We start from the raw sequence: 26,770 nt of genomic DNA, 5'->3' as shown, positions 1-26,770 counted from the left end.
CTGGGAGTCGCTCTTCTGGTCCCGGTGGGACTGGGCAGTGGGGGTGCGGCAGCTGTCGGTATTGGCGTGGCAGCGTATCTTCTCGGACTTCGACATGCGTTCGACCCGGATCACATCTTGGCCATCGACAACTCGGCGCGTATTGCGGTCGGTCACGGCAAGCCGAGCGCAATGCTGGGATTCTTTTTCTCGCTAGGACACGGCACTATCGTGTTGGTTGCTTCGGCTATCGCCATTGTTGTTCTCGTTCTTTCTGGCGCCACCGGGACGACGTCAGCAGAGTCGGCGAGCTTTGCCGTGTTGCCGGACGGCACCGGAATCGCTGGCACGATTTCAGGTTCTTTTCTCGTGCTCGTGGGCGTCATGAACGCGGCGATCTGTGTGAGGATCATCCGCTCCCGGCGTCGCGTGCGACACGTATCCGCACGCGGACCCGCTCCACGCCCGAGAGCACAGGGCGTACTCTGGCCGGTGCTCGCGCGCCTAGTAGGTACGGCGCCTCGGCCCGGTCGCATGTATGTGGTGGGCCTATTGTTCGGACTCGGTCTGGATACAGCGGCATCGGTGACGCTGCTTATCGTGGCGAGCTACTCGTCGACCTTTTACGGGGTAGTCGGGCTGAGCGTGTGCCTTCCCATTCTTTTCTTGGCAGGCATGAGCCTGGGGGATACCTTAAGCGGAGATCTCGCGACACGGGCTTATCGTTGGGCCAGTAGCGACACGCGGCGTCGCGAAGTCGTTGACCTGTTGCTCACCGGAGTGTCTGCTGCCGCCGCGCTCGTTGTCGGCGGCCTCATCCTGGCCACTGCGGGCGTGATCGGTATGGTTGCGCTGGGAATCGTCGCGGCCGCAGGCTCCGTTGCACTCCTGGCGTCACGAGGTCGGGGCAAGCGGACTGAAATCTATCGTCGGCAGCAACTAGCTGAATCGACTCCCACGGTTACCTACGAACGATCAGGAGCTGCAACGCCATGAACGATCACGTCCATCCCCATGAGCACGTTCACCCGCACGAACACGCTCATCCCCATGAGCATCCGCATCCGCACGAACACGTCCACCCCCACGAGCCCCGAACCACCGGGCTCTCTCGGCGAACACTCTTGGGCGCGGGTGGACTGAGCATCGGCGCACTGCTTCTGGCCGCGTGCGCTGCTCAACCAGCGGAGATCGCGGTAACGGCAGAGGCTAGTGCTACGCCCCTGCCATCCACAAGCGCCGGAGCTAGCTTGCCCGGATTCGACGAGTTTGCGTCGACGGTGAACACCTTTGTGAGCGGTGACTATTGGATGGTCGAAAGCAACGGCCTCCCCGCTCACAACATGATGGAGGGCATCACGAGTTGGCAACAGCAATTCCCCTTTCCCCAGCCGTTTAGCGGTGACAATGCGTTTCGGCTCCCGGTGTCTCCGTCGCTCGCGCAGACACCGGTGTCGGCAAGAACAGGCCTCTTTAGTGGGGCCATTGCGCTTGCGGTCAATGGAGTGCCTATCTTCAATGCACTGAATAACCGCGGGGATGACGCGCTGTTGGCCGGCGAGCTCGACGAGTGGGGTGGTCACTGTGGAAAGGCTGACGACTACCACTACCACGTGGCTCCGCTCCACCTTGAGGCCACTGTCGGGTACGCCAAGCCGATCGCCTACGCGCTTGACGGCTATGCGATCTACGGCTCGTTAGAGCCCGACGGTTCCGCTCTTCAACCGCTCGACGATTACAACGGACATCCTGATGAGAGCGCGGGTTATCACTATCACGGCACCGATACGTATCCGTATATTAACGGCGGGCTGGTGGGAGAGGTGACCGTCACGAATGACGCCGTGGACCCACAGCCGCACACAACCCCGGTGCGCCCTGCCGGTGAACCGCTTCGCGGGGCGGTCATTACCGATTTCGAAACTGTCGAACCGGGTAGCTACAGGCTTACTTTCGAGTTGGATGGGGAGGCCAGCGTTATCGCGTACACGGTCACCGACACGACGGTCACCTTCGACTACTCGGAGACGATCGGGAACTCCGGTACGGAAACCTTCTCTCGCTAGCTTCTCGTTGTTTGCGTCGGGCTTTGCGTCGATCGTCAGTTACAGGAACGCCCCCGATTATTCGGAGGCTTCTCGTGCGGCAACTCCCACGGCATCCGCGCAGCCGTTAGCCTGAGCGAGAACGATCTGGAGAGCGTCGCGTGAAGTAACCGCAGCCGGCGCGCATCCATCTGAACGTTGAGACGAATGGATTACGCGCCGATGCACGAAGTTACCTGCCCGCACTGTGGCAAAGCGTTCACTATCGATGAAGCAGGCTATGCCGACATCGTGAAGCAGATCCGTGACCGCGAGTTTGAGAGTGAGCTGCACGAACGGCTCGAGTCGGCCGAGGCAACGAAGAAGGCCGAGATTGAGCTCGCCGAGGCGAAGGTCGCGCGTGAGTTACAGGCGGAGGCGTCGAAGAAGGATGCCGCGATTCAAGAGCTGAAGGCGCAGCTGGATGCGGGCGCTGTCTCCCAGAAGCTCGCGGTGGCTGAGGCGCTGAGCGCCGTGCAGGCCGAGCGTGACGCTCTGGCGAATGAGCTGGAGAAGACTCAGCGTGAGCGTCAAGCAGCAGCCGATCTTGCCGAGGCCAAGCGGGTCAACGAATTGCAGAAGGCCACGGCGGATAAAGAAGCTGAGATCCAGGCTCTGAAGTCGAAGCTCCAAGCGGCAGGTTCCGAGCAGCAATTGGCGCTCTCGGCGGCAGTAGGCGCCGTCGAGAAGGAGCGGGATGGACTCAAGAGCACTCTCGAGCGCGTGGAGTTGGAGAAGAAGCTCGCCGAGACGTCGCTGAAAGACAAGTACGAGACGCAGATCAAGGATCGCGACGATGCGATCGAACGCCTGCGCGACATGAAAGCGCGGCTCTCGACGAAGATGATCGGCGAGACGCTCGAGATCCACTGTGAAACGACGTTCAACCAGATTCGGGCTACCGCTTTTCCGCGCGCGTACTTCGAGAAAGACAACGACGCGCGCAGCGGCAGCAAGGGCGACTACATCTTCAAAGAAGCGGATGAATCGGGCACCGAAATCGTGTCGATCATGTTCGAAATGAAGAACGAAGCCGACACGACGGCGACCAAGAAGCGCAACGAAGACTTTTTGAAAGAGCTCGACAAAGATCGCAACGAAAAGGGCTGCGAATACGCTGTATTGGTCTCGTTGCTTGAGCCCGAGAGCGAGCTCTACAACTCCGGAATCGTGGATGTCTCGCACCGCTACCCCAAGATGTACGTTGTTCGGCCTCAATTCTTTATTCCGATCATCACAGTGCTTCGCAACGCGGCGCTCAATTCACTCACGTACAAGAACGAGCTTGCGCTGGTGAAGGCACAGAGCATCGACGTGACGAACTTCGAGGAAGAGCTGGACTCGTTCAAGTCAGGCTTCGCTCGCAACTTTGATCTGGCATCCCGCAAATTCCAGACGGCGATCGACGAGATCGATAAGTCGATCGATCACCTTCAAAAGACCAAGGATGCGTTGCTCGGGACCAACCGCAACCTGCGCCTCGCGAACGACAAGGCGCAGGATGTGACCATCAAGAAGCTCACGCGCGGCAACCCGACAATGGCTGAGAAGTTCTCCGACCTGAACAAGGGCGACGCCGGCGCTTGAGCGAGCGGCGCTCAGCGGCTAGCGTGTAGCGACGGGCGTCGTCGGCGGCGCTGACGCTGGCTTGCGCACGCGGGCCTTGAACCACGCTGTGTCTGGCACGCGCGCAAGCAGCGGACCGGCGATGATCGTCATGAGTACGTACGCGGTGGCCAGTGGCGCGAGCATCGGTTCGATGCCGGCACCGACCGCGAGCCCCGCGATCACGATGGAGAACTCTCCACGCGGCGTGAGAGCCAATCCGGTGCGCCAGCGACCGGGCGCCGCAATGCCGGCGCGCTTCGCGGCCATGTAGCCGGAGAACGCTTTCGTGCCGATAGTGAGCACGGCGAGGGCGAAGGCAGGTAGCAGCACCGGGATGATGTCTGCCGGCGACGTTGAGATTCCAAAGAACACGAAAAAGACGGCGGCGAAGAGGTCGCGCAGAGGAGTGATCAATTGGGCGGACTGATGCGCTACCGGCCCGGAGATTGCGATGCCCACAAGGAATGCTCCAACGGCCGCTGAAACGTTCACGGCTTCCGCGAGGCCGGCAACGAGCATCGTCAGGCCCACAACCCCGAGCAATAGTGCTTCAGCATTCTTGTTGGGGAGCAGCCGCGACAGGAAGCGTCCGTGACGCAACGCCACGTAAAGGATCGTGACAACGACAGCTACAGCGATAGCCACCGTGATGGCACCCTGCATGAGACCAGCACCAATGACAAGAGCCGAAAGCACCGGCAGGTAGAACGCCATGGCGAGGTCTTCCATCACCAAGATCGACAGAATTACCGGCGTCTCGCGGTTACCCAGTCGCCCAAGATCGCGTACTACTTTTGCGATGACTCCGGATGATGACACCCAGGTCACTCCGGCGAGAGCAACAACGGCGGCTGGTTCCCACCCCAAGAGAATTGCAAACAGGGCCCCGGGGATAGCGTTGAAGACGCCATCCAAGATCCCGGAGAGTCGTGATGTCTTGAGGTTCGACATGAGCTCTTCAGCCGAGTACTCGAGGCCGAGCATGGCGAGCAGCAGAATCACACCAATTTGTGATCCCACTTCGAAAAACTCTTCGCTGGCCTGCAGTGGGAGAAGCCCACCCTCGCCGACAGCGAGACCGGCGAGCAAGTAAAGAGGGATCGCCGAAAACCCAAAGCGTGCGGCAACTCTGCCGAGCACACTGAGCACGAGAAGGAGAGCGCCAACCTCGATGAGTAGCTGCGTCGTCTCATGCATACGCAGCTCTTAGCTTGGACCGTTATTGATGAGCTTGCCGAGTGCGTCGAGACCCTTGCGAGTACCGACAGCAACGATGACGTCACCAGACTCGAAAACAACCTCGGGGCCGGGAGACGCGACAACATCGTTGCCACGCACGATGGCAACGATGGAGGCACTCGTGAGGGTGCGAGCTTTCATGGCGCCCATGGGGTGGCCGACGAAGCCAGAGCCGTTAGGCAGCGAGATCTCTTCGTTGAAGAGACCTTCGGCCTTTTCGCCGAGTGCAGATAGGCGACTAAGCGTGAGCGATGACCCGAGAACTTCGGCGATGGCGGAGGCTTCATCATCGCTCAACGAGATTGATGCAGCGTTCGAGTCGGGGTCATCCGCGTTGAAGAAAGCGAGATCGCGTTCTCCTGATCGCAGCGAAACCACGCTGACGCGGCATCCTGACTTGGTGATGACGTCGTTACGCACACCAAAACCGGGAAGGTCAATTCGTTCGATTCTTACGCCCACGGTTCCAACTTACTAATTCGCTAGTGGCCAATAGTCCAGCGAGAAGCTTACGCCTCATTGCGCTGATCCCCTACTATTCGGGAGACCCCACTCGGGGGCGGGGTGCCGGCGGTGGCGGGATCTCTTTGGCGGCGATTACTTTCGCCAATTCAATCGTCTCGAGCCCTCGGTTTGTCGCAACAACGCAATGCGTATTGTCGGCGAGGTGAAAGTAGCCGAGGGAGTCAGTGGCCCGGCCGTCCTCGATCAGATGACGCACAACAACCCGCGTGCCGCTCGCGGTCGCCTGAAGAAACTCTGCCGGGGTCACCATGAGCTCTTGTCGTAGTCCTTCAAGAAGATGCCGAACAGGTCTTCGCCGTCCTCGCCGCGCACGATGGGGTCATAGACCCGGGCCGCACCATCGACGAGGTCGAGCGGGGCATGAAAGCCTTCTTCTGCCAACCGCACCTTTGTCGGGTGGGGGCGCTCATCCGTAATCCAACCGGTGTCGACGCTCGTCATCAGAATGCCGTCGCTCTCAAACATTTCGCGGGAGCTCGTGCGGGTGAGCATGTTCACGGCGGCCTTGGCCATGTTGGTGTGCGGATGCCCTGGGCCCTTGTAACCGCGACCGAATACGCCCTCCATTGCCGACACATTGACAATGTATTTGCGTCGAGCTGTCGAGGCTGCCATCGAAGGGCGCAGCATTGAGATCAGCACGAAGGGAGCGGTCGTGTTGGCGAGCTGCACTTCGAGCATCTCGAGCGGGTCAACTTGGTCGACATGCTGGGTCCACGAATTGATCGAGTCGAGGTCGGGAACGAGCCCGCCCGCATCAATCGCCGTGCCCGCAGCAAGGCGTTCGAGCGAACTTGAGCCGGCCGTCATCGCTTGCTCGGTAAGTTCTTCCGCCCGCGTTGCTGCTGCAGCCAAAATCGGGTGAGCGGATACGGACTGGGCGAGCGCCTGCGGGTGCGGGTCGTTGGTGTGGCCAAAGGTCGTGAGCTCGGGCAACGGGCCATCGGGCAGCGGTGCTAGCTCGCCATCGACCAACGGCTGGTAGGCGCCGGGGGAGCGGCGCACCGTCTGAGTCGCATTGTTGATCAGAATGTCGAGCGGGCCCTGGGCCGCAACGGACTCGGCCAGCCCGATCACTTGAGCGGGATCGCGGAGGTCGATTCCGACGACGCGGAGACGGTGCAGCCAGTCTGCCGAATCCGGCAAGCTCGAGAAGCGACGAACGGCATCCCGCGGAAAGCGGGTCGTGATAGTGGTGTGCGCGCCATCCCGCAGCAAACGCAGAGCGATGTACATGCCGATCTTGGCGCGCCCGCCCGTGAGCAGCGCACGCTTGCCAGTGAGATCGGTGCGGGCGTCACGCTTGGCGTGGTTGAACGCTGCACAGCTAGGGCAGAGCTGGTGGTAAAACGAATCGACAGTCGTATAGGGCTGTTTGCAGATGTAGCAGGGGCGCGCCTTGATCAGCTCGCCCGCCGTCGGAGCTTCAGTGTTCGTTGAAATCGGGATGCCGCGAGTCTCGTCATCGATGCGGTCGGCAGCGCCCGTGGCAGTTGCCGCAATCACTTCGCGGTCGGCATCGGCGATGGCGGCGCGCTTCTCGAGGCGGCGCTCTTTCTTGACGGCCTTGAACATGGCGGCGGTAGCGCGGCGCACCGTCACGAAGTCGGGGTGCTCCTCGTCCATGCCGGCCATCTGGCTGAGCACCTTGAGAGTGGTTTCTAGCTCACCGGGATCCACAACGGCGGGGTCATGTTCGGGGAGATCGCTGGAATTAGGCACACCCGATTCTACCCGCGCTGGCAGCCCCGTTTGGCTCGTACGGGAGCGTACGAGCCGTATGCTGGCGGAATGATCCTCAGCGTCGTGCTCGCCCTCGCCGGCTCCGTGTTTTACGGTGTCTCAGACTTCTTCGGAGGCTTGAGCACTCGACGCTTGCGGGTCGTGCCCGCGACCACGATCATCCACGTCTTCGCCACCGTGTCTCTCCTGATTGCGATGCTCTTCGTTCCCGCGAGTTTCGAACCGGGTGCCCTGCTCTGGGGCGGCGTCTCCGGCGTGGCCGCCATCGTGGGGTTGCTCACCTTCTACGCTGCCCTCGCGGATGGCCCGATGAGCTTGGTCGCGCCATTGATTGCGGTCGTGGGCGCGGTGGTTCCGGTCGCGTTTGCGGTTATTGCGGGCGAACAACTCCCGACGCAAGCGTGGATCGCCATCGTGCTCGCGCTCGTTAGCGCTCTGCTGGTGTCGGTCACTCGATCAGATTCTGCTGCGCGGGTTCGCCCCCGCACCGTCGTGGTCAGCATTGTGTCCGGTGTCAGCCTCGGTGGTGCCCTCATTGCTCTCGACCATGCCCCGGAATCCGCGGGGCTCGCTACCGCGGTCGTCGAGATTGTGGTTGGCCTTGCCGTGATGCTCCTGCTGCTTGCTTTCACCCGGCTGAGTGCTCCGCTGCACGACTTCTTCGCCCAGTTCGATCACCAGCCCGAGGGCGGACCCGTCGTGAGTGTGAGCCGGGCACGCATTCTTGCCGCCGCCGGTGGTGTGCTCGTTGGGGCATCCAATGCGTTCATTCTTTTTGCTCTTCAGGCGGGAAGCTTGGCGGTTGTTTCGGTGCTCGTGAGCCTGTATCCGCTCGCCACGATTGTGCTCGCACGCTTCACGCTGCACGAGAAGGTCAGCCGCATTCAGCTTCTCGGAATGCTGCTCGCCCTCGTCGCTTCGGTGATGCTCGCGCTCAGCTAGCGTGCTCAGAGGGGTGCTGACCCGGCTACGGTGGAACAATGGCCTCACTTCTGGATGCGCTTCCGACGCCCTTTGACGCAGACGCAACCTATGACGCTTTTGTCGGGTGGGCATCCGATCGCGGGTTGACTCTCTATCCCGCGCAGGATGAAGCCGTCATCGAGCTCGTCTCGGGCGCGAACGTGATCCTCTCGACCCCCACGGGCACCGGCAAGTCCCTCGTGGCTATTGCCGCTCACGCTATTGCCCTCGCCCAAGGCCAGCGCACGTTCTATACAGCGCCGATCAAGGCGCTGGTGAGCGAGAAATTCTTCGCGCTCGTCGAGGTATTTGGTGCCGAAAACGTCGGGATGGTTACCGGCGACTCGTCCGTCAACGCCGATGCGCCCATCATTTGCTGCACGGCAGAGATTCTCGCCAACCTCGCCCTCCGCGAAGGGGCGGATGCCCGGGTAGACCAAGTAGTGATGGATGAGTTCCACTTTTACGCCGACCCCGATCGCGGCTGGGCGTGGCAGGTGCCGCTGCTCATTCTGCCGAACGTGCAATTCGTGTTGATGTCGGCCACGCTCGGCGACATGCAGCCGTTGGCGGATGACCTCAGCCGTCGCACTGGCCGCGAGACGAGCCTCATCACGGGTGTGGAACGCCCCGTTCCCCTGCACTACTCGTGGGCGCTCACGCCAATTCACGAGACGGTCGAAGATCTTCTCTCCACGGGTCAAGCTCCGATCTACATCGTGCATTTCTCGCAGGCGGCAGCGCTCGAGCGTGCTCAAGCGATGACGAGTCTCAAGGTTGTGACGCGCGAGCAACGCGACGAGATCGCTGATGCCATTGGCGACTTCCGCTTCACGACAGTGTTCGGCAAGACGCTGTCACGCCTCATCCGCTCGGGCATCGGTGTGCACCACGCCGGCATGCTGCCCAAGTACCGTCGCCTCGTTGAACAACTGGCCCAGCGCGGGCTGCTGCGCGTCATTTGCGGAACCGACACTTTGGGCGTCGGCATTAACGTGCCCATCCGCACCGTTCTGCTCACCCAGCTCACGAAGTACGACGGAACGCGGATGCGCCAGCTCACCGCTCGCGAATTCCACCAGATCGCGGGCCGCGCAGGCCGTGCCGGCTTCGACACCGCCGGAACGGTGGTTGCCCAAGCCCCCGAACACGAATCTGACAACGCCAAGATGGTGGCCAAAGCGGGGGACGACCCCAAGAAGCTGCGCAAGCTCGTGCGCAAGAAGGCCCCCGACGGGTTTGTTACCTGGAGCGAGGCAAGCTTCAACCGCATGATCGCCGCCGAGCCAGAGCAGCTCACGAGCAACATGCGCATGAACCACGCCATGATCCTCAACGTGATCGCCCGCGGGGGAGACGTCTTCACCAACGTGCGCACCCTTGTAGAAGACAACCACGAACCCCGCACCAAGCAACGTGAACTGGCGAAGCAGGCGCTGGCGATCTACCGCACCCTGCGCACCGCCGAGATTGTCGAAGAACACCGCGTCTCCGACACCATGATTGTGGATGGCGAAGAGGTCGAGAGCTTCGACGAACGTATTGAGATTCGACTGACCGTCGACCTGCAGGCGAACTTCGCTCTCAACCAACCCCTCTCGCCGTTTGCCGTGGCATCCTTCGACCTGCTCGACAAGGAATCACCCACGTATGCGCTGGATATGATTTCGGTGCTCGAAGCAACGCTCGATAACCCCCGACCGATTCTCTCGCAGCAGCAGTTCATGGCACGGGGTGAGGCCGTTGCGGCGATGAAGGCCGAAGGCATCGAGTACGACCAGCGCATGGAACTGCTCGAAGAGGTCACGTGGCCCAAGCCGCTCGAGGAGTTGCTCACGGCGGCGTTCGACATGTACAGCGCGAGCCAGCCCTGGATCGGCGATTTCGAACTCAGCCCCAAGACTGTCGTGCGCGACCTCTACGAACGAGCCATGACCTTCGCCGATTTTGTTGGCTTCTACGGTCTTGCGCGCAGCGAAGGTCTGGTGCTGCGCTACCTGTCCGATGCCTACCGGGCAACCCGTCAAACGATTCCGGATGACGCCAAAACCGACGAACTTCTCGACCTCATCGAGTGGCTCGGCGAACTGGTGCGCCAGGTTGACTCGAGCCTCATCGACGAGTGGGAGGCCATGACGGCGGGGGTCGACTCCGCCACCAGCGGTGAGCCGGTTCTGCCGCCGACTCCGGCATCCGTTGTCACGAATGGTCGGGCCTTCCGCGTGCTCGTGCGCAACGAAATGTTCCGCCGAGTGCAGCTGGCCGCCCGCGATGATGCGGTCGCTCTTGGCGAGCTGGATGCCGCCGCCGGCTTCGATGAGGAGGCGTGGGGCGAGGCGCTCGACCGCTACTTCGATGAGCACGACACCCTCTCGGTGGCGGGCGACGCGCGCGGCCCCGCCATGATCGTCATCACCGAGGAGCCAGGCCAGTGGCATGTGCGTCAGATCATTGAAGACCCCGCGGGTAACCACGACTGGGCGATTACCGCGACGGTTGACCTCGCCGAATCTGCCGTTGAGGGTATTGCGGTGGTTCGCGTGACGGGATTCACCCGTCTTGATTAGCGGTGGCGCGGCATAATCGCGCCCAGTTCGGTGTTGAATTCTTCTATGCTCCGCTCTCAGCGTTTCGTTCTCGTGGTCGCGATTCTCGCGTCTTTTGTCGCGTTTCTCGACGGCTCCGTCATTAACGTTGCCCTTCCTGCGATCAGCGACGATTTAGGCGGTGGGTTGAGCACCCAGCAGTGGGTTGTCGATGCGTATCTCATTACGCTCGGTTCCCTGATTTTGTTGGCTGGTTCGCTCTCCGATGTGTTCGGTCGCATTGTGATTCTGCGCGTCGGACTTATTGGCTTCGGGGTCGCATCGCTGTTAATTGCCGTGGCGCCTACCGCAGAATTTTTGATTGCGTTCCGCGGGGTCCAGGGAATCGCGGGAGCTCTGCTGGTTCCGAGTTCGTTGGCACTCATCATGTCGTCATTCCGGGGTGCAGCCCAAGCCGCCGCGATTGGCCAATGGACAGCGTGGACGAGTGCCGCCTTTCTTGTTGGCCCCGTTCTAGGTGGGCTCTTTGTTGACCTTCTGAGCTGGCGCCTCGTCTTCGCCATCAATGTGATTCCGATTGCTGTGACGCTGTGGATGATCGTGCTACTCGGCCACAAAGACGAACGTAAAGTGAACACCCGCATTGACTTTCTCGGTGCTGCTTTGGGAATCGTGGGTCTCGGCGGGCCCGTCTTCGCCCTCATCGAGCAAGGAAATTTCGGCTGGGACAGCCCTGTGGTCTTTGTGCCGTTCACGGTCGGTGTCCTGAGCCTCGTCGCTTTCCTGTTCTGGCAGGGTAAAGCTCCGCATCCTATGTTGCCGCTCGAGCTCTTTCGCTACCGCAACTTCAGCTGGGGCAATATCGCCACGATGTTCATTTATGGCGGCCTCGCTCTTGGCGGTTTCATCGTCGTGATCTACCTGCAAGAGGTGGCGAACTATTCGGCGACCTTTGCCGCGCTCGCGTTTCTGCCGTCGTCGATCGGAATCATCCTGCTGTCTTCGTACTTTGGTCGGTTGAGTGGCCAGTATGGGCCTCGCTGGTTCATGACGCTCGGGCCGCTCTTGGGCGCCAGTGGCTACATCACCTTCCTTGGTATGGGAGAGACGGTCAACTACTTCACCGAGGTCTTGCCCGGCGTCATTCTCTTTGCCGTGGGGATGTCGATGACCGTTGCGCCGCTCACTTCAGCGATCTTGGGGGCGATCTCCGCGGAACAGGCGGGCATCGGTTCTGCCGTCAACAACGCCGTGTCCCGCATCGCCGGGCTCGTCACCGTTGCCCTCGTCGGTGTGATCGTCGTGGGGCCGCTTGCCCCCGAAAACTTTCACAAGGTTGTCGTCGTGATGGCATCGTTGCTGTTTGCCGGTGCGCTGGTGTCGTTCTTGGGCATTCGCAATCCTGCTCCAATGGAGACTCCCGTTCCGGATGCTTCTCCGCCGCTGGCTTGAGCTGGCGTCGCCTACCCGAACGGAGCGCGAGGCGCGTGTTAGCGGAGTTGCGGCGCTGAGAGCAGCAAAAGCACCACGCTGATCAGCGCGGCGACGATGCTGAGTCGAAACAGCATCCGCTTCATAACGTTGCGGACGATAAGCGTCAGGCTCACCATCGCAATCGCGAGTATCGCGGCGGCGCCCAGGAGGCCGACCACTGTGGGTGGGGTGCCCGGACCGAACACGATCGCGAGCGACGCTGCCACAAGGCTGACGGCAATTACGACTCCGGATGCAGCGGAACCAAGATAGTGCGGCAACCCTCGCACCCCGGTCTCTCGGTCGTCGTCAAGATCGGGCAGCACATTGCTGAAGTGAGCGGCAACACCGAGAAGGGCACCGGCGACAATTACCCACGCTGCGGCGAGTTGCGGCGGCTGGCCAGCGAGAGTCACGATGGCGGGCAGTGCGCCAAAACCGGTGATGTACGGCACGACGGAGGTGATGGTTGATTTGAGCCCGAGGTTGTAGAGCCAGCCGCTCGCGAGAAACACCGCATGAGCCAGAGCCGCAAGGGGGCCAAGTGTCAACGACAGCCCGACGGATGTTGCGGCCGCGATGATCGCGATGGTCGCCACGAGTCGTGACGATACTTCGCCGCTCGCGATCGGCTTATCGGTGCGTCCCGTCCGGCGATCCCGTGCCGCATCAAGCCAGTCGTTCGAGAGGCCAACGGAGAGCTGGTTAGACAAGATCATGACGGTCACTACAGCCACGCGCCATCCGTCAAGGCCGGCACCCCACGCCAACGCGCACGCGATGAGCGTCACCGCAACGGTTGGTCCCGGGTGGGTGGACCGAGCAAGGGCACGCAACATGAGGCAAGAGTAGCGTTTGGCAGAGTCGTGATGCTTACTCACAGACATTGTGACCTATGTTGATTCTGTGAGTGATGTTTTTGATGCTTCGGTGCTTGCCGCCAAGCTGCCAGGTACGTGGGCGATTGCCGCGACCAATTTTCCGATGTGGCTCGATGGCACCCGTCACAATCCTGAGTTCACGTATGAGCCTGCAGAGGGCGATGAGCTCACGCTTGCCGACACGGTGAGCTACACCACTCGCGCGGGCGAAACCAAGACCATCGTGGGCACGGACCGCCTCCAGGGAGACGAGTTTGTGTGGCGCGGTCAGGGCTGGCTCAAAGTGCTGACAAGCCGCTGGCAGGTTGTGGGGGCTGATGATGCCTTCGACACGGTTGTCTTGCGGTTCTCGCGTTCCAGGCTCACGCCTTCGGGAATCGACATCATTACGCGCAAAGACGTTGAAGTTCCTGACGTGCGCACGACGGTCGCGCACGCCACAGAAGAGTTTGGTCTGACTGCCGAAGACTTTGCCTCCCTCACGTGGCTTTCTTAACCCCGATTTTCTGATCCCGGGTACCATCGCAGCATGACGAGTGCGCGCCGAGTCCCCGCGTTTGCGGTTGTACTGGCTGTTTCGTTCACTCTCGTGGGCTGCACGGCGACGTCACCGTCTGCTGTGGTGCCAGCACCCACTTTTACGCCACGCGTAGCCCCAGTGCAGGTCGATCCAGTCGCGCAATACGCGAGTGATCGACTGTCCACGATGTCACTGCGACAAAAAGTGTTGAGCATGCTCATGGTCCACATTCCCGGAGTTTCTCCGGCCGATCGCATCAGCTCTGATTTTGCGGATGTTGGCGGCTTTATCCTCATGGGTGACAACATCCCAAGCACGCTCAGCCAACTCACCGCGGATACCGCTGCTCTCAGTGACGAGTCAGGCTTGCCTGTTTTGGTGGCCACCGACCAGGAGGGCGGAATCGTGCGTCGCGTTCCGACGGATGACGCGGCATCGGCCCTCGAACTGCGCGATCGTGACCCGCAAGCCACCTTCGACGCCTTCGCTCAACGTGGTGCCCTGCTCGAATCGGTGGGGGTATCGGTCAATTTCGGAATCGTCGCCGACGTTGCCAGCGACCAATCGAGTTTCATCTACGAACGTTCGTTTGGCGGCACCGGTGCGGATGCGGGGGCGCGGGTCGCCGAGGCAGTTGAGGGCGAATCTCCCATTCTTTCCACTCTCAAACACTTTCCGGGTCACGGCGCAGCAGCGGGGGACTCACACTCGAGCATCCCGACGACTGCGCTGTCGTTCGACGACTGGAAATCAAGTCATGCGGTGCCGTTTGAGGACGGTATCGCCGCTGGCGCTCCCTTGGTCATGTTCGGGCATCTTGAGTTCACCGCGGTCGACCAAGAACCGGCGACATTCTCGGCTCGCTGGCACGAAATCTTGCGCGATGATCTCGGGTTTGATGGGGTATCGATTACCGACGACATGGGCATGCTTGAGCGTTCAGGAGTAGCAGAATATTCGAATCAGGTCACTAACGCGGTGCGCGCGATCGAGGCGGGTAACACGATGCTGCTCTACGTCGGAGCTGTTGACGCCTCCGGTATTGTGACCGCCGTGTCGCACGCTATTGACGAGGGCGACCTCGATGAAGCCGTCATTGACAAGGCTGCACTGAAGCTACTCGAAATGCGCCGCGGCCTCTCCGGCGAGACCGGTCGCTTCGTGCACTGTCTAGCCGACTGCGTCTCGATCGCAGGCTAACGAGCGACGCTCGCCTGCTCAGCTGCTAGCCGGTTGGCTTGTCGCCGACGATTTCTTCGTGAACGCGACGCACATCCTCCAGCAGCGAACCGATCAAGATCCAGTGCTGCGGATGCGGCGTCAACACCGTGAGCGGAGCGGTGAGCGTGAGAAGTTCCCGCGTCGGCGGCGCTGCTTCTCGCTCGCTCGGTGAGCGGCCTCGTAGCCGCAAGTCGTGGGCGGCGCGTTCGAGTTCGCCCGCAATCGACAGCGCAACGGGGTCGGTTGCGAGGTCGGAATCGTAGCGGTCGTGAATGGCACGCGCCATCCCGAGCGTGCGAGTGACGATCACGGTGAGCATTGCAAAGAGGTCGCGGTCGCGCCGCAGCATGCGGTGGTGTTTGCTGCGGCGGGGGTTCAACGTCAGGCTGTCTGTTCCCTTGCGAAGTGCTGCGGAGGCCGCGTCGCGAAGCTCCTTGAGGTGGCGCGAATCTGCCAACAACACCTCGAGTTCGGCTTCCGTTTTGGGCACGCGGAGGGCGGAGGCTAAGGATTCGAGGGCCGCAGCGGTGTGCTTGGTCAGCAGCGACACCGCGGTGTGGGCGGGGCTCACGATCACGGGGGCAACGATCGCGAGGTTCACGATGAGGCCGATCATGGCACCGATGATCGTCTCGATGATGCGGTCAACGGCATATTCAGCATTCTGGCCACCGAGCGCGATCACCAGCATGGCGCTGATGGGAATCTGGTTGGCAGACCCCGCGCTGAGTTTCAATGCCCAAGCGACGACGACCGCGAGCACGATCACCATCAGAATGACCCAGCTTGAGTCTCCGAAGAGTTGCCCGGCGCCGAGAGCGATCACTACGCCCGCGACAACACCAATACTGCGCTCAAGGCCCTTCTCGATCGACTGTGTAACGCTCGGCTGCACCACGAGGAGTGCTGCGATCGCCGCAAAAATGGGCAGCGGTTGTTGCACGACGAAACCCGCGACGAGCCACGCGATTACGGCGGCAACAGATGTTTTGAGTACTTGCAGCAGCGGAGAACGACGTGCAATAACAAGCGTCGTTACGAACTTCACCGGGGCATCTTTGCTTCCGAAATCGCATCGGCGGCGCGCACGAGTGCCAAGTGGCTGAGTGCTTGAGGGGTGTTTCCCGCCTGGCGATTGTTCACGGTGTCGTATTCCTCGCTGATGAGTCCGACATCGTTCGCAAAGCCGACGAGACGATCCATGAGCGTCGTCGCGTCATCCATCCGGCCGGAGGAGGCGTACTGCTCAACCAACCAGAAGGAACAGGTGAGGAACGGGTTCTCGCCATCAGGTAACCCGTCGACACCACTTTCGGTGAGGTATCTCAACACGAGTCCGTCGGAGAGGAGTTCGTCTTCAATCGCCGCGACTGTTCCCAGCATGCGGGGGTCATCGGCGGCAAGGTAGCCGACCTGGGGGAGTTGCAGAAGTGATGCGTCGACGCCGGTGCCACCGTAATACTGCGTGTAGGTGCCGCGCTCGGCATCCCACCCTTCGCGCTCGATTTCTTGGTGAATCTCTTCGCGGATCTCTTTCCACGTCTCGATGGGACCATCGAGTCCAAACTCTTCGACAGCGGTAATCGCACAGTCCATCGCCGCCCAGAGCATCACCCGAGAGTGCGTGAAGTGGCGCTCTGGCCCGCGGATCTCCCAGATGCCGTTATCGGGGCGTTGCCAGTTGTCTTCAACGTGCGACATGAGCGCGCGCTGCAGGGGCCAAGAGAAGTCATTCTCGTGGACGCCTGAGCGTCGAGCGGCTTGGAGGGCCACCATGACTTCACCAAAGACATCGCCTTGAAACTGGTCGAAGGCGCCGTTGCCGACGCGCACGGGGGAAGCACCCTCGTAGCCGGGCAGGGAAGTGAGCTCGCGCTCCTCCAACCAGCGCTCGCCAGAGAGGCCGTACATGATTTGAACATCGGCGGGGTCACCCGCGATGGCGCGGAGCAACCACCGGCGCCAGGCCTCGGCTTCGGAAACATAGCCGTGGTCAAGCAACACGTGGAGGGTGAGCGCCGCGTCGCGCAGCCAGACGTAGCGGTAATCCCAGTTGCGAGTGCCGCCGAACCATTCGGGAAGGCTGGTCGTGGCCGCAGCAACGATCCCTCCGGTGTCTTCGTGCGTGAGGACCCGCAGAACGAGAAGCGATCGTTTGACGATCTCGCGATACTGCTCAGTTGGTTCGCAGTGGGCAGACCAGTTGATCCACCACTGGCGTGTGGTCTCAAGCACAGAATCCACGTCGACGTCTGCCGGTGGATTGCGGTGCGCGGGGTACCACGTCATCGTCAGGTCGCGAACTTCGCCAGCACTCACGGTGAATTCACCGCGGTGAGTGTGGTCTGCGGAGTGCATCTCAACGCCGCGAGCAACAATGGCATCGGGGCCGGCAACGCCGATGATGGCGTGCCCGCCAGATTCGGGTGCCTGATGCAACCACGGCAAAGCGGTGGCATAGCCAAAACGAATCAAGAGTTCGGCGTACATTTCTACGCTGCCGCTGATTCCCCGCACACGGCGAATCACGTCGGCCCGCCGGTTGCCATGGGGCATGAAGTCGGTGACCTCAACTTCGCCGTCTTCTGTCACCCAGTTGGTGACGAGGATGAAGGTGTTGTCTTGGTACCTGCGCGTCGTTGTGACGGTGGCGGGGGCATCCACACTCGCTCGGGGAGCGACGAGCCAACGGCCATGGTCTTCGTTGCCGAGCAAGGCGCCAAACATCGACGCAGAGTCGAATCGCGGAAAGCACAGCCAGTCAATGCTGCCGTCTTTTCCGATAAGGGCAGCAGTCTGACAGTCGCCGATGAGGGCATAGTCTTCGATTGGTAACGCCATTAGTCAATCATTGCAGCGTAGGGCGTCCTGTTCCTGCAGATCCACGCATCGTGCGTCAAAATTAACAAAGAATCTGACGCTAATCGTTGATGAGACCAAGTTCGCGCAGCTCAATAGCGAGGCGTGCACCGTCTGGCGCAAAACGCCACGGGATCGAGGAAGTTTCTTCGTCTTCGGCTGACCGGCTACGTCCACCGGCGAGAACTGCTTCACCGGCCGAGAGCTGGCGGATAGCGACGGCGGAAACGTTGTCGGGATGACTGCGAGCGAATTCGCCATAGATCTCTTCGTCATGTTGGCCGTCGTCGCCTACAAGTAGCCACTTCACGTTCGGAAACTCAGCGGCGAGCCGTCGCAGCTCGGCACGTTTGTGCTCAGCGCCGCTGCGGAACCATCGATCGTGGGTAGGGCCCCAGTCGGTGAGCAGCATTGCTCCCCGCGGGTAAAGATTACGACGCAAGAAACGGGTCAGTGTTGGAGCTACGTTCCATGCGCCCGTCGACAGATAGATCACGGGAGCAATCGGATTCGCCCGAGCAATCCGGTCATAGAGCACAGCCATCCCGGCAACGGGGCGTCGGGCATGCTCATCGAGCACAAAAGTGTTCCATGCAGCAAGCAGCGGTCGGGGGAGCGCAGTCACCATGACGGTGTCATCAACGTCGGAGATCACGCCGAATGTCGACTTCGGGTCGACGATAAAAATGTGGGCGGTTGCTTGTTCCGCTCCGGACGAATCGAGGGTGGCTGTCTGCCAGCCAGGGCTGAGCGTTGCCTCTATTTGCACATCGATGACGCCGCCGCGACTGGGCGTGACCTCTATCTTGGTGCCGCCGATGGTCACAGTAACTACTTCGTCATCAACAGGGATGCTGAAGAAACTGCGCCAGCCACGCACCTTCTCGGCACGCTTCTTCGACGTCTCCGTGCCCCGAGTCAATACAACGCGGCAAAGCACCCGGGCCCAACCGGGAGCACCATAGCTGCTGTACGGGATGATCGTGGTGGTTAGCCCGCGCTTGCGGCCACGACGTTCACGCCACCGGTGAAACGCATCCTCGATGCGGGCGGCTCGATGGAGAATCTCGCCCGCCTTGTTCGAGCGAGCGCTGGACGTGCTGGTACGAGCCATTAGTCCAGCCTAGGGTCACTCGTGAGGATCCGGAGTGCACCCGAGTTCTCGCGCGGTGCCTAATGCTGCGGCTCAGCGTGCAATTGTTCACTCAACGTTGCGGATGCGGTAACCACCGCGTCGACCAATAAGCGGTCGCCGCGGGTGTGGGGGTCGATCCATTCGTCGATGGCGTCCTTGGCGACGATGACCGGCATCCGATCATGGATGTCGGCCAACGCGCCGGTTGCAGCCTGGGTCAACATGGTGGTCGTCAGGTGCCAGCGCGCGGGGTCGCTCGGGTCAGCAGCGGGATCTTTCCACCATGAGTAAAGGCCCGCGAAAAACAGGAGTCCTTCGCGGGGCGCAATGTAATAGGGAACGGGCTTCGCCCCGCTCTTCTGGGTTTCGAAGTATCCGATCGCCGGCAGCACGGCACGCTGGCTGATCACCGCCGAGCGAAAAGTGGGTTTCTCGGTCACTGTTTCGCTGCGAGCGTTGAAGGTCGGATACTTTCCGCGCAGCACGGGGGAGAACGGGGGAGTGAGCCACCACTGCGCGAGCGCTGCACGGGCAATCACTTCTGACTCCGGGTCGTCACGGTCGCTCGCCGTCTTGAGGAGGATGGGAACCGGATCGGTCGGTCGCACAATCGGGGTGGCCAGCCAGTCAGCCTGCCATTCTTCAGGTGGTCTACCGGTCGCCGAAACAAATTCGGTGATCATCTGGTTCACCGTGTCGTCCATAGCAAATCGACCGCACATATATGGATTTTACGGCTCTTTGCCAGAAAAAGTGAGCTTCTACCCCACGTAGAACAATCGTTCTAAAGGTTAGGATTGATCAGACACCGAGAAGGGGGCCATTGTGTCCGCACAAACAACCACCATTGAGATCGTGACTGAACCAGCAGTCTCGCTACGCAACGAGCCAGTGCAAGCACGCAGCACAGCTCGACTAACCGCACTACTTGATGCAGCAGCATCCATCGTCGACGAGGTCGGCATTGAGCGACTCACCACCGCTATGGTTGCCGAGCGCGCGGGAGCGTCGATCGGCACTGTTTACCGCTACTTCCCCGACCGCATCGTATTGCTGCAGGCTTTGGGATCGCGCAACTTTGAGCGCGTGATGACTCGAATTACGGATGCGATCAACGACCCGGCACACGCTGATTGGCGTGCAGCGCTGGGCACGGCGTTCGAATCCGTTATTTACACGTACCGCACCGAACCAGGTTTCCGCGGATTGCGCGTAGGAGACCAGCTCGACCTGCGCCCGCTGCCGAACGGCCGCACGCACAAGTCGCTGGTTGCTGAGCGCATCGTTGAAGCATTGTCTGCTCGTTTTGGCGTCGAGAACTCCGCGGCAACGCGCTTCACGCTTGAAGCGGCTCTCGAGATGAGCGACGCCCTCGTAGCGCGCGCATTCTTGATGAACCCGCAGGGCGATGATGAGTTCATCACGGTGAGCACGTCGTATGTTCGCGGCTTCATCGCGGAGAACATCGGCTGGTAGTTGCGTTCGCTTTATGCGAATTTGCCTTAGTTATGCCCAATCGGGAATGACAGCGGCTTCGAATACTGTTTAGCTAATAGTGCTGGCAAGTGTCGATCCGCGTAGAGGCGCGAGGAATGAGCCGAAATTATGATTGAATTTCGAGCAGTAACCAAGCGTTTCCCCGACGGGACCGTGGCCGTAGAAGACTTTAATCTCGTGATTCCATCACGCAAGATTACGGTCTTCGTCGGCTCGTCCGGCAGCGGCAAAACAACGCTGTTGAGAATGATCAACCGCATGGTTGATCCCACGGATGGCGACATCGAAATCGATGGCGTTAGCATCATGAGCAAAGAACCGGTCGCTCTCCGGCGCAGCATTGGCTACGTCATGCAGAACTCCGGGCTCTTACCGCACTTCAAGGTGATCGACAACGTCACCACGGTGCCGATGCTCAACGGAGTGCCCAAGAAGAAGGCACGAGAGCAGGCGCTCGAGCTCCTCGACACTGTCGGTTTGAGCCGCTCTTTGGCCGACCGTTACCCCAGCCAGCTTTCGGGCGGGCAGCAACAACGCGTCGGTGTGGCGCGCGGTCTTGCGGCCAACCCCAACATTCTGCTGATGGATGAGCCCTTCGGTGCGGTTGACCCGATCGTGCGCGCTGAGTTGCAGCAAGAAACCATTCGGTTGCAGCATGAGCTCGACAAGACGATCGTGTTCGTGACCCACGACATCGACGAAGCATTCTTGCTCGGCGATCAGGTCGTCATTCTCGAAAAAGGTGCCAAGATCGCGCAGGTCGGCAGCCCGACCGAGATCATGGCAGCACCGGCCAGCGACTTCGTCGCCAATTTCATCGGGACTGACCGTGGCAAGCGAGCGCTCACGCTCAAAAAGACCGCTAACGGAACAATTCTCGTCGACAGTGAAGGCCGCGGCGCCGGCGTTCTTGTAGGAGGGTCAGAACTAGCGTGACCTGGATCATCAATAATCTTGATCTGATCTGGGGCCTCACGCTTGAACACATTCGGTTGAGTATTCCGCCGATCGTTCTTGGGTTCCTCATTTCGATCCCCCTCGGGTGGCTGGCATATCGCTTCAAGCTCACTCGGGGCATCCTGCTGACTCTTGCCGGGCTGCTCTACACGATTCCCTCGCTCGCGCTCTTCGTGATTTTGCCACCGCTGCTAGGAATTCCTTTCTTGAGCGAATACAACATCATGATTGCGCTCACGCTCTACGCGGTGGCCATCATGGCGCGGTCAGTAGCGGATGCTCTCGCCTCCGTTGATCCCGCAATTCGTCAATCTGCCACCGCCGTCGGTTTTGGCGGCTGGCGCAGATTCTGGACGGTCGACTTTCCGCTCGCTGGGCCCGTCGTGCTCGCCGGATTGCGCGTGGCAGCGGTCTCCACCGTCAGCCTTGTGACGGTCGGGATTCTGATCGGAGTAGAGAGCCTCGGTTATCTCTTCACCAACGGTTTTCAGCGTCGCATCACCGAGGAGATTTTCTCCGGCGTTGTCATGACTGTGGTGGTTGCTCTGCTTATCGACCGAGCCCTCGTCCTCCTCGGGCGTTTTCTCATGCCGTGGGCGACGGTTGCTAAGAAAAAGCAGAAACCTGTCGCTGAACCCGTGAGGGAAGGTGAGCTTGTATGAACCTCCTCATAGAAGCAGTTCAGTGGCTCTTCTCGCCGGAACGTCTTGGCGGTAATAATCCCATCCCCGTGCGCGTCGAAGAGCACTTGTTCTACACCTTCCTCTCGGTAGTGATCGCCGCCTTGATCGCAGTGCCGTTGGGGTTCTACATCGGGCACACCGGAAAGGGACGCGAATTTGCTGTCGGACTTTCTGGTGCGGCTCGCGCCCTGCCGTCGTTCGGCCTCATCCTGCTGCTGGTTCTCCTCTTCGGAGTGGCCCAGACTCAACTGCAGATTGCCGCCGTCACCGCGTTCGTGTTGCTCGCCATCCCGTCGATTCTGGCTGGTGCCTATGCGGGCATCGAGGCTGTCGACCGTCGAGTAATCGATTCGGCCCGCGCAATCGGTATGACTGAGTGGCAGATCCTGTGGAAAGTGGAAGTGCCACTGGGGCTTCCGCTGCTAATCGGTGGGTTGCGGGCGGCCACGCTGCAAGTCGTCGCCACCGCTACTCTGGCGGCCTACGTCGGCCTTGGTGGTCTCGGAATTTACATCTTCCGCGGCCTTCCCCTCCAGCGCTATGACGAGATGCTCGGCAGCGCTCTGCTGATCGCGGCGCTCGCCCTCGCTCTCGATGGAATATTTGCTCTGCTGCAACAATTCGCGGTTCCCCGCGGAGTTTCGGCTGGGCGTGCTAAAGATGTCCGAACGTCGTCACCTCGACGACGTCCGGTGGCAGCAAAAGTTGCCCAAGAAAGAAGAGGATAGAAATGTTCACAGCTAAGAACAAAGGCCGGCTCGCGCTTGGCGCCGCCGCGGTCGGGGTTGCAATTGCCCTGTCAGGGTGTGCAACTAGTGATCCCCTGGACACTGGATCGAGTGATGACAACGCCTCTAGCGACACCATCGTCGTAGGATCGCAGGCTTATTACTCCAACGAAATCATTGCGGAAATCTACTCGCAGGCACTCGAAAACGCTGGCTTTGATGTGGAGCGTCAGTTCCAGATCGGTCAGCGCGACGCCTACCTTCCTGCTCTTGAAAGCGGCGAAGTAGACATCATGCCCGAGTACACGGGAAACCTTCTCCAGTTCTACAGCGCCGACACCACGGCTACCGCTTCAGACGAGGTCTATGCAGAGCTCGCTGACGCACTTCCTGAGGGTCTCACCGTTCTCGATCAGGCATCTGCCACCGATCAGGACTCCTACAACGTGACTGCTGACTTCGCCGCAGAGAACTCGCTTGTCACGCTCGCGGACCTGGCTGGCGTGAGCGACCTCAAGCTCGGCGGCAACGCTGAACTCGAAGAGCGTCCCTACGGCCCCGCCGGTCTTGAAGAGACTTACGGTGCAACCGTCAGCTTCACCGCGACCGGCGACACGACCGTTGACGCTCTCGTAGCGGGAACAATCAACATCGCGAACGTCTACAGCGCCGACCCGCGCATCCAGACCGAGAACCTCGTGAGCCTGACTGACCCTGAGGGGCTCTTCTTGGCATCCAACGTTGTTCCGCTGGTAAACGCAGATATCGCTGACTCTGTTGCTGACGTGCTCAACGCTGTGAGCGCCAAGCTCACGCCCGAAGGCCTCGTAGCCCTCAACGTTCAGAGCACCGTTGACAAGATGTCGTCTGACGACATCGCCAGCGTGTGGTTGAGCGAAAACGGCCTCAGCTAACACTGGCTCAGTAACAACACCTGGCTGGGTAGTTCAGCACTGCTGACTAGTCCAGCACTGAGGGGCGGATGCACGAGCATCCGCCCCTCAGCCGTTAACGTTTATTCGCTGTCGTGATGTTCCATATGGCGCTGCTGAGAGCGGTGCAATAGTTTCTTGGCAACAAACGCGATGATGGCAAGCGCCGCCACTACGGCGACGAAGATGTAGCCCGCGTAATGCAACTGATCGAGGAGTTCACGAAAGCTTCCCGCAGTGAGCGCGCCGACGGAGACATAGCCGATTGACCAGATGCTGGTGGCGGGAACGGTCCACGCCATGAAGGTGCGGTAACGCATGGTGCTCATACCGACCGTTACCGGAATCAACGAGTGCAGCACGGGCAGAAAGCGGGAGATGAATACCGCGATGCCGCCGCGGCGACCAAGATAGCGTTCGGCCTGAACCCAGTGCTGCTCGCCAATGCGCTTGCCGAGCTTCGAGTGCCTGATCTTCGGGCCGAAGAAGCGCCCAAGCGCGAACCCGACGCTCTCACCGATGAGGGCGCCAACGATAACGACGGCGATGAGGATGCCACCCTCGAGAACGCTGCCCACTGCTGAGCTGGCGACTAAGACCACAGTGTCGCCTGGCACGAGCAGCCCAACCAAGATCGAGGTCTCGAGCATGATCGCGACGCCCGCCAAAATGGTGCGCAGTACCGGATCAACCGACTGCACGGTGTCAAGAATGTAGCTCAGCGCATCGTTGACCCATTGGCCGATATCAACGCCGGCAGCGGCGGCTGCGGTATTGAGGGCAAGGTCAGCGGGATCCACAGAATCAGCCTAGCGAGCCAAGCCGAAAGCAGACTGGCTATATGGTGCGAGCGAGTGCTCCGAGCCGGGTGCGCCACTGCGTGAGACGGCCCGGTTTCTCCGCAACAGCCGGCCCCTCAACCCACTCGGAGACGATACGGATGCCGTGCAGAGCATTCACTACCCATACTTCGGTTTCGGCGAGTTCGGCCGGGGTCACGGCTTCTTCGTGGGTGTCGAGCCCGAGCGCCCGCGCCAGCGTGAGCACGCTGCGGGCGGTCACGCTGTCAACGCGTGCGAACTCCGTCGGGGGACCGCAGAGAATTTCGCCGCGCCACCACAGAATCGCACTGTACGCGCCCTCGATGACGAAGCCTTCGTTGGTGAGAATGATCGCTTCGTCGGCGCCGTGAGCGCGAGCGCCAACCTGCAAAGCCCCGAGGGCGGCAATGTCTGGCCCTTTGACGCTGGGCTGGCTCCGAGGATCCTCCCCCGTGAAGCTGATCACCTTCGCTGAGCGGCGCAACTCGGGGTTGGCGCGCAAGCGCAGAAGGAACTCGGCTCCGCGAAGCTCGACGCGCGGAAACCAGGCGCCAGCGCGGGGGAGGGCCGCGATCGCAGCCGTGAAGAATTTTTCAGCAGTTTCGTGCTGGGCAGCGGGGACGGCATCCAAGAATCGTTGCTGGTGAAGATTGAGGGCAAGCACCTTGCCGGAGTCGACGAGCCACGAATCGGCGACTGTCATGGGGGTTTCGGGCACGTCGTCGGGGGAAACTTCGAGGAGTTGGTCGTTCTGCCACCGGTAAATTGCGTCCGCACTCATAGGCTTAGGTTATGCGCTCTCGCGTTCTCATTGCTGACCTGCCGCGCTGGGTCGACCCCGCGGCGGTGTTTAGCGAACTCCTGAACAGTGCCGATAGTGCGGCAGGCGCGATCTGGCTCGACAGCGGAGTGAGCGCGACGACCGGGCGCAGCTACCTTGCGCTCTCGCAGCGCGCCGTGCTCAGCACTGACCTCACGGAACCCGTTTTCGACTGGATGCGGCGCGAGTTCGCCGTGCCCGACGTCGATGTGTCCGGCGCGCCAGAGGGCTTCTGCCTCGGCTGGGTTGGCTGGCTCGGCTACGAACTGCGGGGCGAATCGCTCGGGGTTCCCATCACTAAACCGGCCGAGACCCCGGATGCCGCCTGGCTGTGGGTAGACCGCGCTCTGGTATTCGACCACACCTCTCAGTCGCTCAGCCTGCTCGCTCTCGGCGAGAGCTGGACGGCAGAGCTCGCGCAGTGGCGCGATGACATGGCGGCGCTTGTTGCCGCGGCGGTTGAAGCACGCTATCCCGCGGTGCCGGCGGCGCAGGAACCGCAGTCGCAGCCCGCAACCGCCGCGCAAGCACCGCCTGCAACCGCAGCGCAAGCACCGCCAGCAACTGCAGCGCAACCGCAGGCACACTCACCACGCTCCGCGACACCGCCGCCGCCGAGCGCCATCTGGCGCGATTCCGACGCTGACTATCTCGCCATGATCGCAGCCTGCCAGAGCGCAATAACTGAGGGCGATGCCTACCAGTTGTGCCTCACGACGAGTGTGCATGTCGATGAGGTCGCTGATCCTGTCGCTACCTATCTGGCACTTCGTGCCGCGAACCCGAGCCATCACGGTGGATTCATGCGCGTGGGAGAGACCGCGCTGCTGAGTTCCACTCCCGAACAGTTTCTCTCCATCGACCCGAGCGGACTGATCGAGACCAAGCCGATTAAGGGCACGCGCGGCCGCGGCGCCGACCAGAATGACGACGACCGGCTCGCCGCCGAACTACTCGCGAGTGACAAAGAGCGCGCCGAAAACCTCATGATTGTTGATCTCATGCGCAACGACCTCGGACGCGTCTGCGAGGTCGGCTCGGTGACGGTGCCGAAGCTGTTCGACGTAGAAAGTTATGCGACCGTGCACCAGCTGGTGAGCACCATTCGGGGTCAATTGCGGCCTGAGGTGAGCGCTGTCGATGCCATCAAGGCGTCGTTTCCGGCTGGATCGATGACGGGAGCGCCCAAACATTCGGCGACGCTCATTCTCGATTCTCTTGAGCGTGCCCCGCGCGGCATCTACTCGGGCGTATTCGGGTACGTGGGGCTTGACGGTTCCGTTGACCTTGCTATGGTCATCCGTTCCATCGTGATGGATGCCCGGGGTTCCACGATCGGCGCCGGCGGTGGCATCACGGCTCTCTCGGTGCCAGCGGAGGAGCTGGCCGAGGTCAAGTTGAAGGCGGCTGCACTGCTACGAGTGCTCGGCGTTCCGGCTGACTAAGCGGCCACGCATCCGCTCCCGGCCGTAGCGAACCACCGGTCTACCGTGGGGCTGTGTACTGTGAGAGACGTCAACTCATAGACAATGGAATTGCCCGACACTTTTTGGCCC

The 26,770-nt window shown here is 61.1% G+C and carries 25 protein-coding genes; 14 read left to right on the top strand and 11 right to left on the bottom strand.

All coding sequences use genetic code 11. From position 1 onward, the window contains the following. Nucleotides 1-66 precede the first annotated feature (66 nt). The 3 genes from I6E52_RS02585 (at nt 67) to I6E52_RS02575 (ending at nt 3,650) form a co-directional block, all read left to right on the top strand. Entirely contained in the window at nt 67-975 is a 909-nt protein-coding gene (locus I6E52_RS02585) for a HoxN/HupN/NixA family nickel/cobalt transporter (protein ID WP_197154675.1), read from the top strand. Beyond that, nucleotides 972-2,045 (top strand): YHYH protein, encoded by a 1,074-nt coding sequence (locus tag I6E52_RS02580; RefSeq protein ID WP_197154674.1) that lies wholly within the window; start codon nt 972-974, stop codon nt 2,043-2,045. Before I6E52_RS02585 ends, I6E52_RS02580 begins: the two co-directional genes overlap by 4 nt. A 186-nt stretch (nt 2,046-2,231) precedes the next feature. Further along, nucleotides 2,232-3,650: a DUF2130 domain-containing protein gene (locus I6E52_RS02575; RefSeq protein WP_255529264.1), complete on the top strand. Its 1,419-nt coding sequence runs from the start codon at nt 2,232-2,234 to the stop codon at nt 3,648-3,650. Nucleotides 3,651-3,668: 18 nt separating this feature from the next. On the opposite strand, the gene I6E52_RS02570 is transcribed toward I6E52_RS02575, so the two are convergent. The 4 genes from I6E52_RS02570 to I6E52_RS02555 all read right to left on the bottom strand — a co-directional run bounded on the left by I6E52_RS02570 (nt 3,669) and on the right by I6E52_RS02555 (nt 7,157). Further along, complete coding sequence (locus I6E52_RS02570; RefSeq protein ID WP_197154673.1) at nt 3,669-4,868, bottom strand: cation:proton antiporter; 1,200 nt, start codon at nt 4,866-4,868, stop codon at nt 3,669-3,671. A 9-nt stretch (nt 4,869-4,877) separates the two neighbouring features. Next, a complete protein-coding gene (locus tag I6E52_RS14415) occupies nt 4,878-5,372 on the bottom strand; it encodes a cation:proton antiporter regulatory subunit (RefSeq protein WP_197154670.1) in 495 nt (164 codons plus the stop codon). Nucleotides 5,373-5,445: 73 nt separating this feature from the next. Then, complete coding sequence (locus tag I6E52_RS02560; protein ID WP_197154668.1) at nt 5,446-5,685, bottom strand: hypothetical protein; 240 nt, start codon at nt 5,683-5,685, stop codon at nt 5,446-5,448. Beyond that, the gene (locus I6E52_RS02555) at nt 5,679-7,157 is read right to left on the bottom strand and encodes an SDR family oxidoreductase (RefSeq protein WP_197154666.1); all 1,479 of its coding nucleotides are present in this window, start codon (nt 7,155-7,157) and stop codon (nt 5,679-5,681) included. Before I6E52_RS02555 ends, I6E52_RS02560 begins: the two co-directional genes overlap by 7 nt. A 69-nt stretch (nt 7,158-7,226) precedes the next feature. Between I6E52_RS02555 and I6E52_RS02550 the strand changes: the two genes are divergently transcribed. The 3 genes from I6E52_RS02550 to I6E52_RS02540 are packed head-to-tail and all read left to right on the top strand — an operon-like array spanning nt 7,227 to nt 12,139. Further along, nucleotides 7,227-8,120, top strand: coding sequence for an EamA family transporter (locus I6E52_RS02550; RefSeq protein WP_197154663.1), 894 nt, complete (start codon nt 7,227-7,229; stop codon nt 8,118-8,120). A gap of 38 nt (nt 8,121-8,158) precedes the next feature. Then, entirely contained in the window at nt 8,159-10,708 is a 2,550-nt protein-coding gene (locus I6E52_RS02545; RefSeq protein ID WP_197154661.1) for an RNA helicase, read from the top strand. A gap of 45 nt (nt 10,709-10,753) precedes the next feature. Further along, on the top strand, nt 10,754-12,139 hold the full coding sequence (locus I6E52_RS02540) for an MFS transporter (RefSeq protein WP_197154659.1): 1,386 nt from the start codon (nt 10,754-10,756) through the stop codon (nt 12,137-12,139). Nucleotides 12,140-12,177: 38 nt separating this feature from the next. Here I6E52_RS02540 and I6E52_RS02535 read toward each other — a convergent pair whose 3' ends face one another. After that, complete coding sequence (locus I6E52_RS02535; protein ID WP_231601739.1) at nt 12,178-12,999, bottom strand: UbiA family prenyltransferase; 822 nt, start codon at nt 12,997-12,999, stop codon at nt 12,178-12,180. A 67-nt stretch (nt 13,000-13,066) separates the two neighbouring features. Between I6E52_RS02535 and I6E52_RS02530 the strand changes: the two genes are divergently transcribed. Both I6E52_RS02530 and I6E52_RS02525 read left to right on the top strand, forming a co-directional pair. Continuing rightward, entirely contained in the window at nt 13,067-13,537 is a 471-nt protein-coding gene (locus I6E52_RS02530) for a hypothetical protein (protein WP_307784417.1), read from the top strand. 33 nt (nt 13,538-13,570) lie between these two features. Next, nucleotides 13,571-14,761: a glycoside hydrolase family 3 N-terminal domain-containing protein gene (locus I6E52_RS02525; RefSeq protein ID WP_197154656.1), complete on the top strand. Its 1,191-nt coding sequence runs from the start codon at nt 13,571-13,573 to the stop codon at nt 14,759-14,761. Nucleotides 14,762-14,786: 25 nt separating this feature from the next. Here I6E52_RS02525 and I6E52_RS02520 read toward each other — a convergent pair whose 3' ends face one another. The 4 genes from I6E52_RS02520 to I6E52_RS02505 all read right to left on the bottom strand — a co-directional run bounded on the left by I6E52_RS02520 (nt 14,787) and on the right by I6E52_RS02505 (nt 19,498). Then, entirely contained in the window at nt 14,787-15,830 is a 1,044-nt protein-coding gene (locus I6E52_RS02520) for an FUSC family protein (RefSeq protein ID WP_197154654.1), read from the bottom strand. Continuing rightward, nucleotides 15,827-17,623, bottom strand: a complete 1,797-nt coding sequence (locus I6E52_RS02515) for a glycoside hydrolase family 15 protein (protein WP_197154651.1) — start codon at nt 17,621-17,623, stop codon at nt 15,827-15,829. The genes I6E52_RS02520 and I6E52_RS02515 overlap by 4 nt, the downstream gene beginning before the upstream one ends. Before the next feature lie 79 nt (nt 17,624-17,702). After that, entirely contained in the window at nt 17,703-18,755 is a 1,053-nt protein-coding gene (locus I6E52_RS02510; RefSeq protein ID WP_197154650.1) for an App1 family protein, read from the bottom strand. A gap of 59 nt (nt 18,756-18,814) precedes the next feature. After that, entirely contained in the window at nt 18,815-19,498 is a 684-nt protein-coding gene (locus tag I6E52_RS02505) for an SOS response-associated peptidase (RefSeq protein ID WP_197154648.1), read from the bottom strand. Between the two features lie 103 nt (nt 19,499-19,601). Between I6E52_RS02505 and I6E52_RS14545 the strand changes: the two genes are divergently transcribed. The 5 genes from I6E52_RS14545 (at nt 19,602) to I6E52_RS02480 (ending at nt 23,555) form a co-directional block, all read left to right on the top strand. Beyond that, a complete protein-coding gene (locus I6E52_RS14545) occupies nt 19,602-20,252 on the top strand; it encodes a TetR/AcrR family transcriptional regulator (RefSeq protein ID WP_197154646.1) in 651 nt (216 codons plus the stop codon). A gap of 129 nt (nt 20,253-20,381) precedes the next feature. Further along, a complete protein-coding gene (locus I6E52_RS02495) occupies nt 20,382-21,209 on the top strand; it encodes an ABC transporter ATP-binding protein (RefSeq protein ID WP_197154644.1) in 828 nt (275 codons plus the stop codon). After that, entirely contained in the window at nt 21,206-21,892 is a 687-nt protein-coding gene (locus I6E52_RS02490; RefSeq protein ID WP_197154642.1) for an ABC transporter permease, read from the top strand. Before I6E52_RS02495 ends, I6E52_RS02490 begins: the two co-directional genes overlap by 4 nt. Then, nucleotides 21,889-22,641 (top strand): ABC transporter permease, encoded by a 753-nt coding sequence (locus I6E52_RS02485; protein ID WP_197154640.1) that lies wholly within the window; start codon nt 21,889-21,891, stop codon nt 22,639-22,641. Before I6E52_RS02490 ends, I6E52_RS02485 begins: the two co-directional genes overlap by 4 nt. A 2-nt stretch (nt 22,642-22,643) precedes the next feature. Next, nucleotides 22,644-23,555, top strand: coding sequence for an ABC transporter substrate-binding protein (locus I6E52_RS02480; protein ID WP_197154637.1), 912 nt, complete (start codon nt 22,644-22,646; stop codon nt 23,553-23,555). Between the two features lie 101 nt (nt 23,556-23,656). On the opposite strand, the gene I6E52_RS02475 is transcribed toward I6E52_RS02480, so the two are convergent. Both I6E52_RS02475 and I6E52_RS02470 read right to left on the bottom strand, forming a co-directional pair. Beyond that, nucleotides 23,657-24,319, bottom strand: a complete 663-nt coding sequence (locus I6E52_RS02475) for a DedA family protein (RefSeq protein ID WP_307842481.1) — start codon at nt 24,317-24,319, stop codon at nt 23,657-23,659. A gap of 91 nt (nt 24,320-24,410) precedes the next feature. Next, on the bottom strand, nt 24,411-25,175 hold the full coding sequence (locus I6E52_RS02470) for an aminotransferase class IV (RefSeq protein WP_197154633.1): 765 nt from the start codon (nt 25,173-25,175) through the stop codon (nt 24,411-24,413). An 11-nt stretch (nt 25,176-25,186) separates the two neighbouring features. Here I6E52_RS02470 and I6E52_RS02465 point away from each other — a divergent pair, with 11 nt between their 5' ends. Next, nucleotides 25,187-26,659: an anthranilate synthase component I family protein gene (locus I6E52_RS02465; RefSeq protein WP_197154631.1), complete on the top strand. Its 1,473-nt coding sequence runs from the start codon at nt 25,187-25,189 to the stop codon at nt 26,657-26,659. The last annotated feature ends 111 nt before the right edge of the window (nt 26,660-26,770 follow it).

Source organism: Salinibacterium sp. NG253 (genome assembly GCF_015864945.1).
Classification (GTDB): Bacteria; Actinomycetota; Actinomycetes; order Actinomycetales; family Microbacteriaceae; genus Rhodoglobus.
This window is presented reverse-complemented; position numbering and strand designations above follow the sequence as displayed.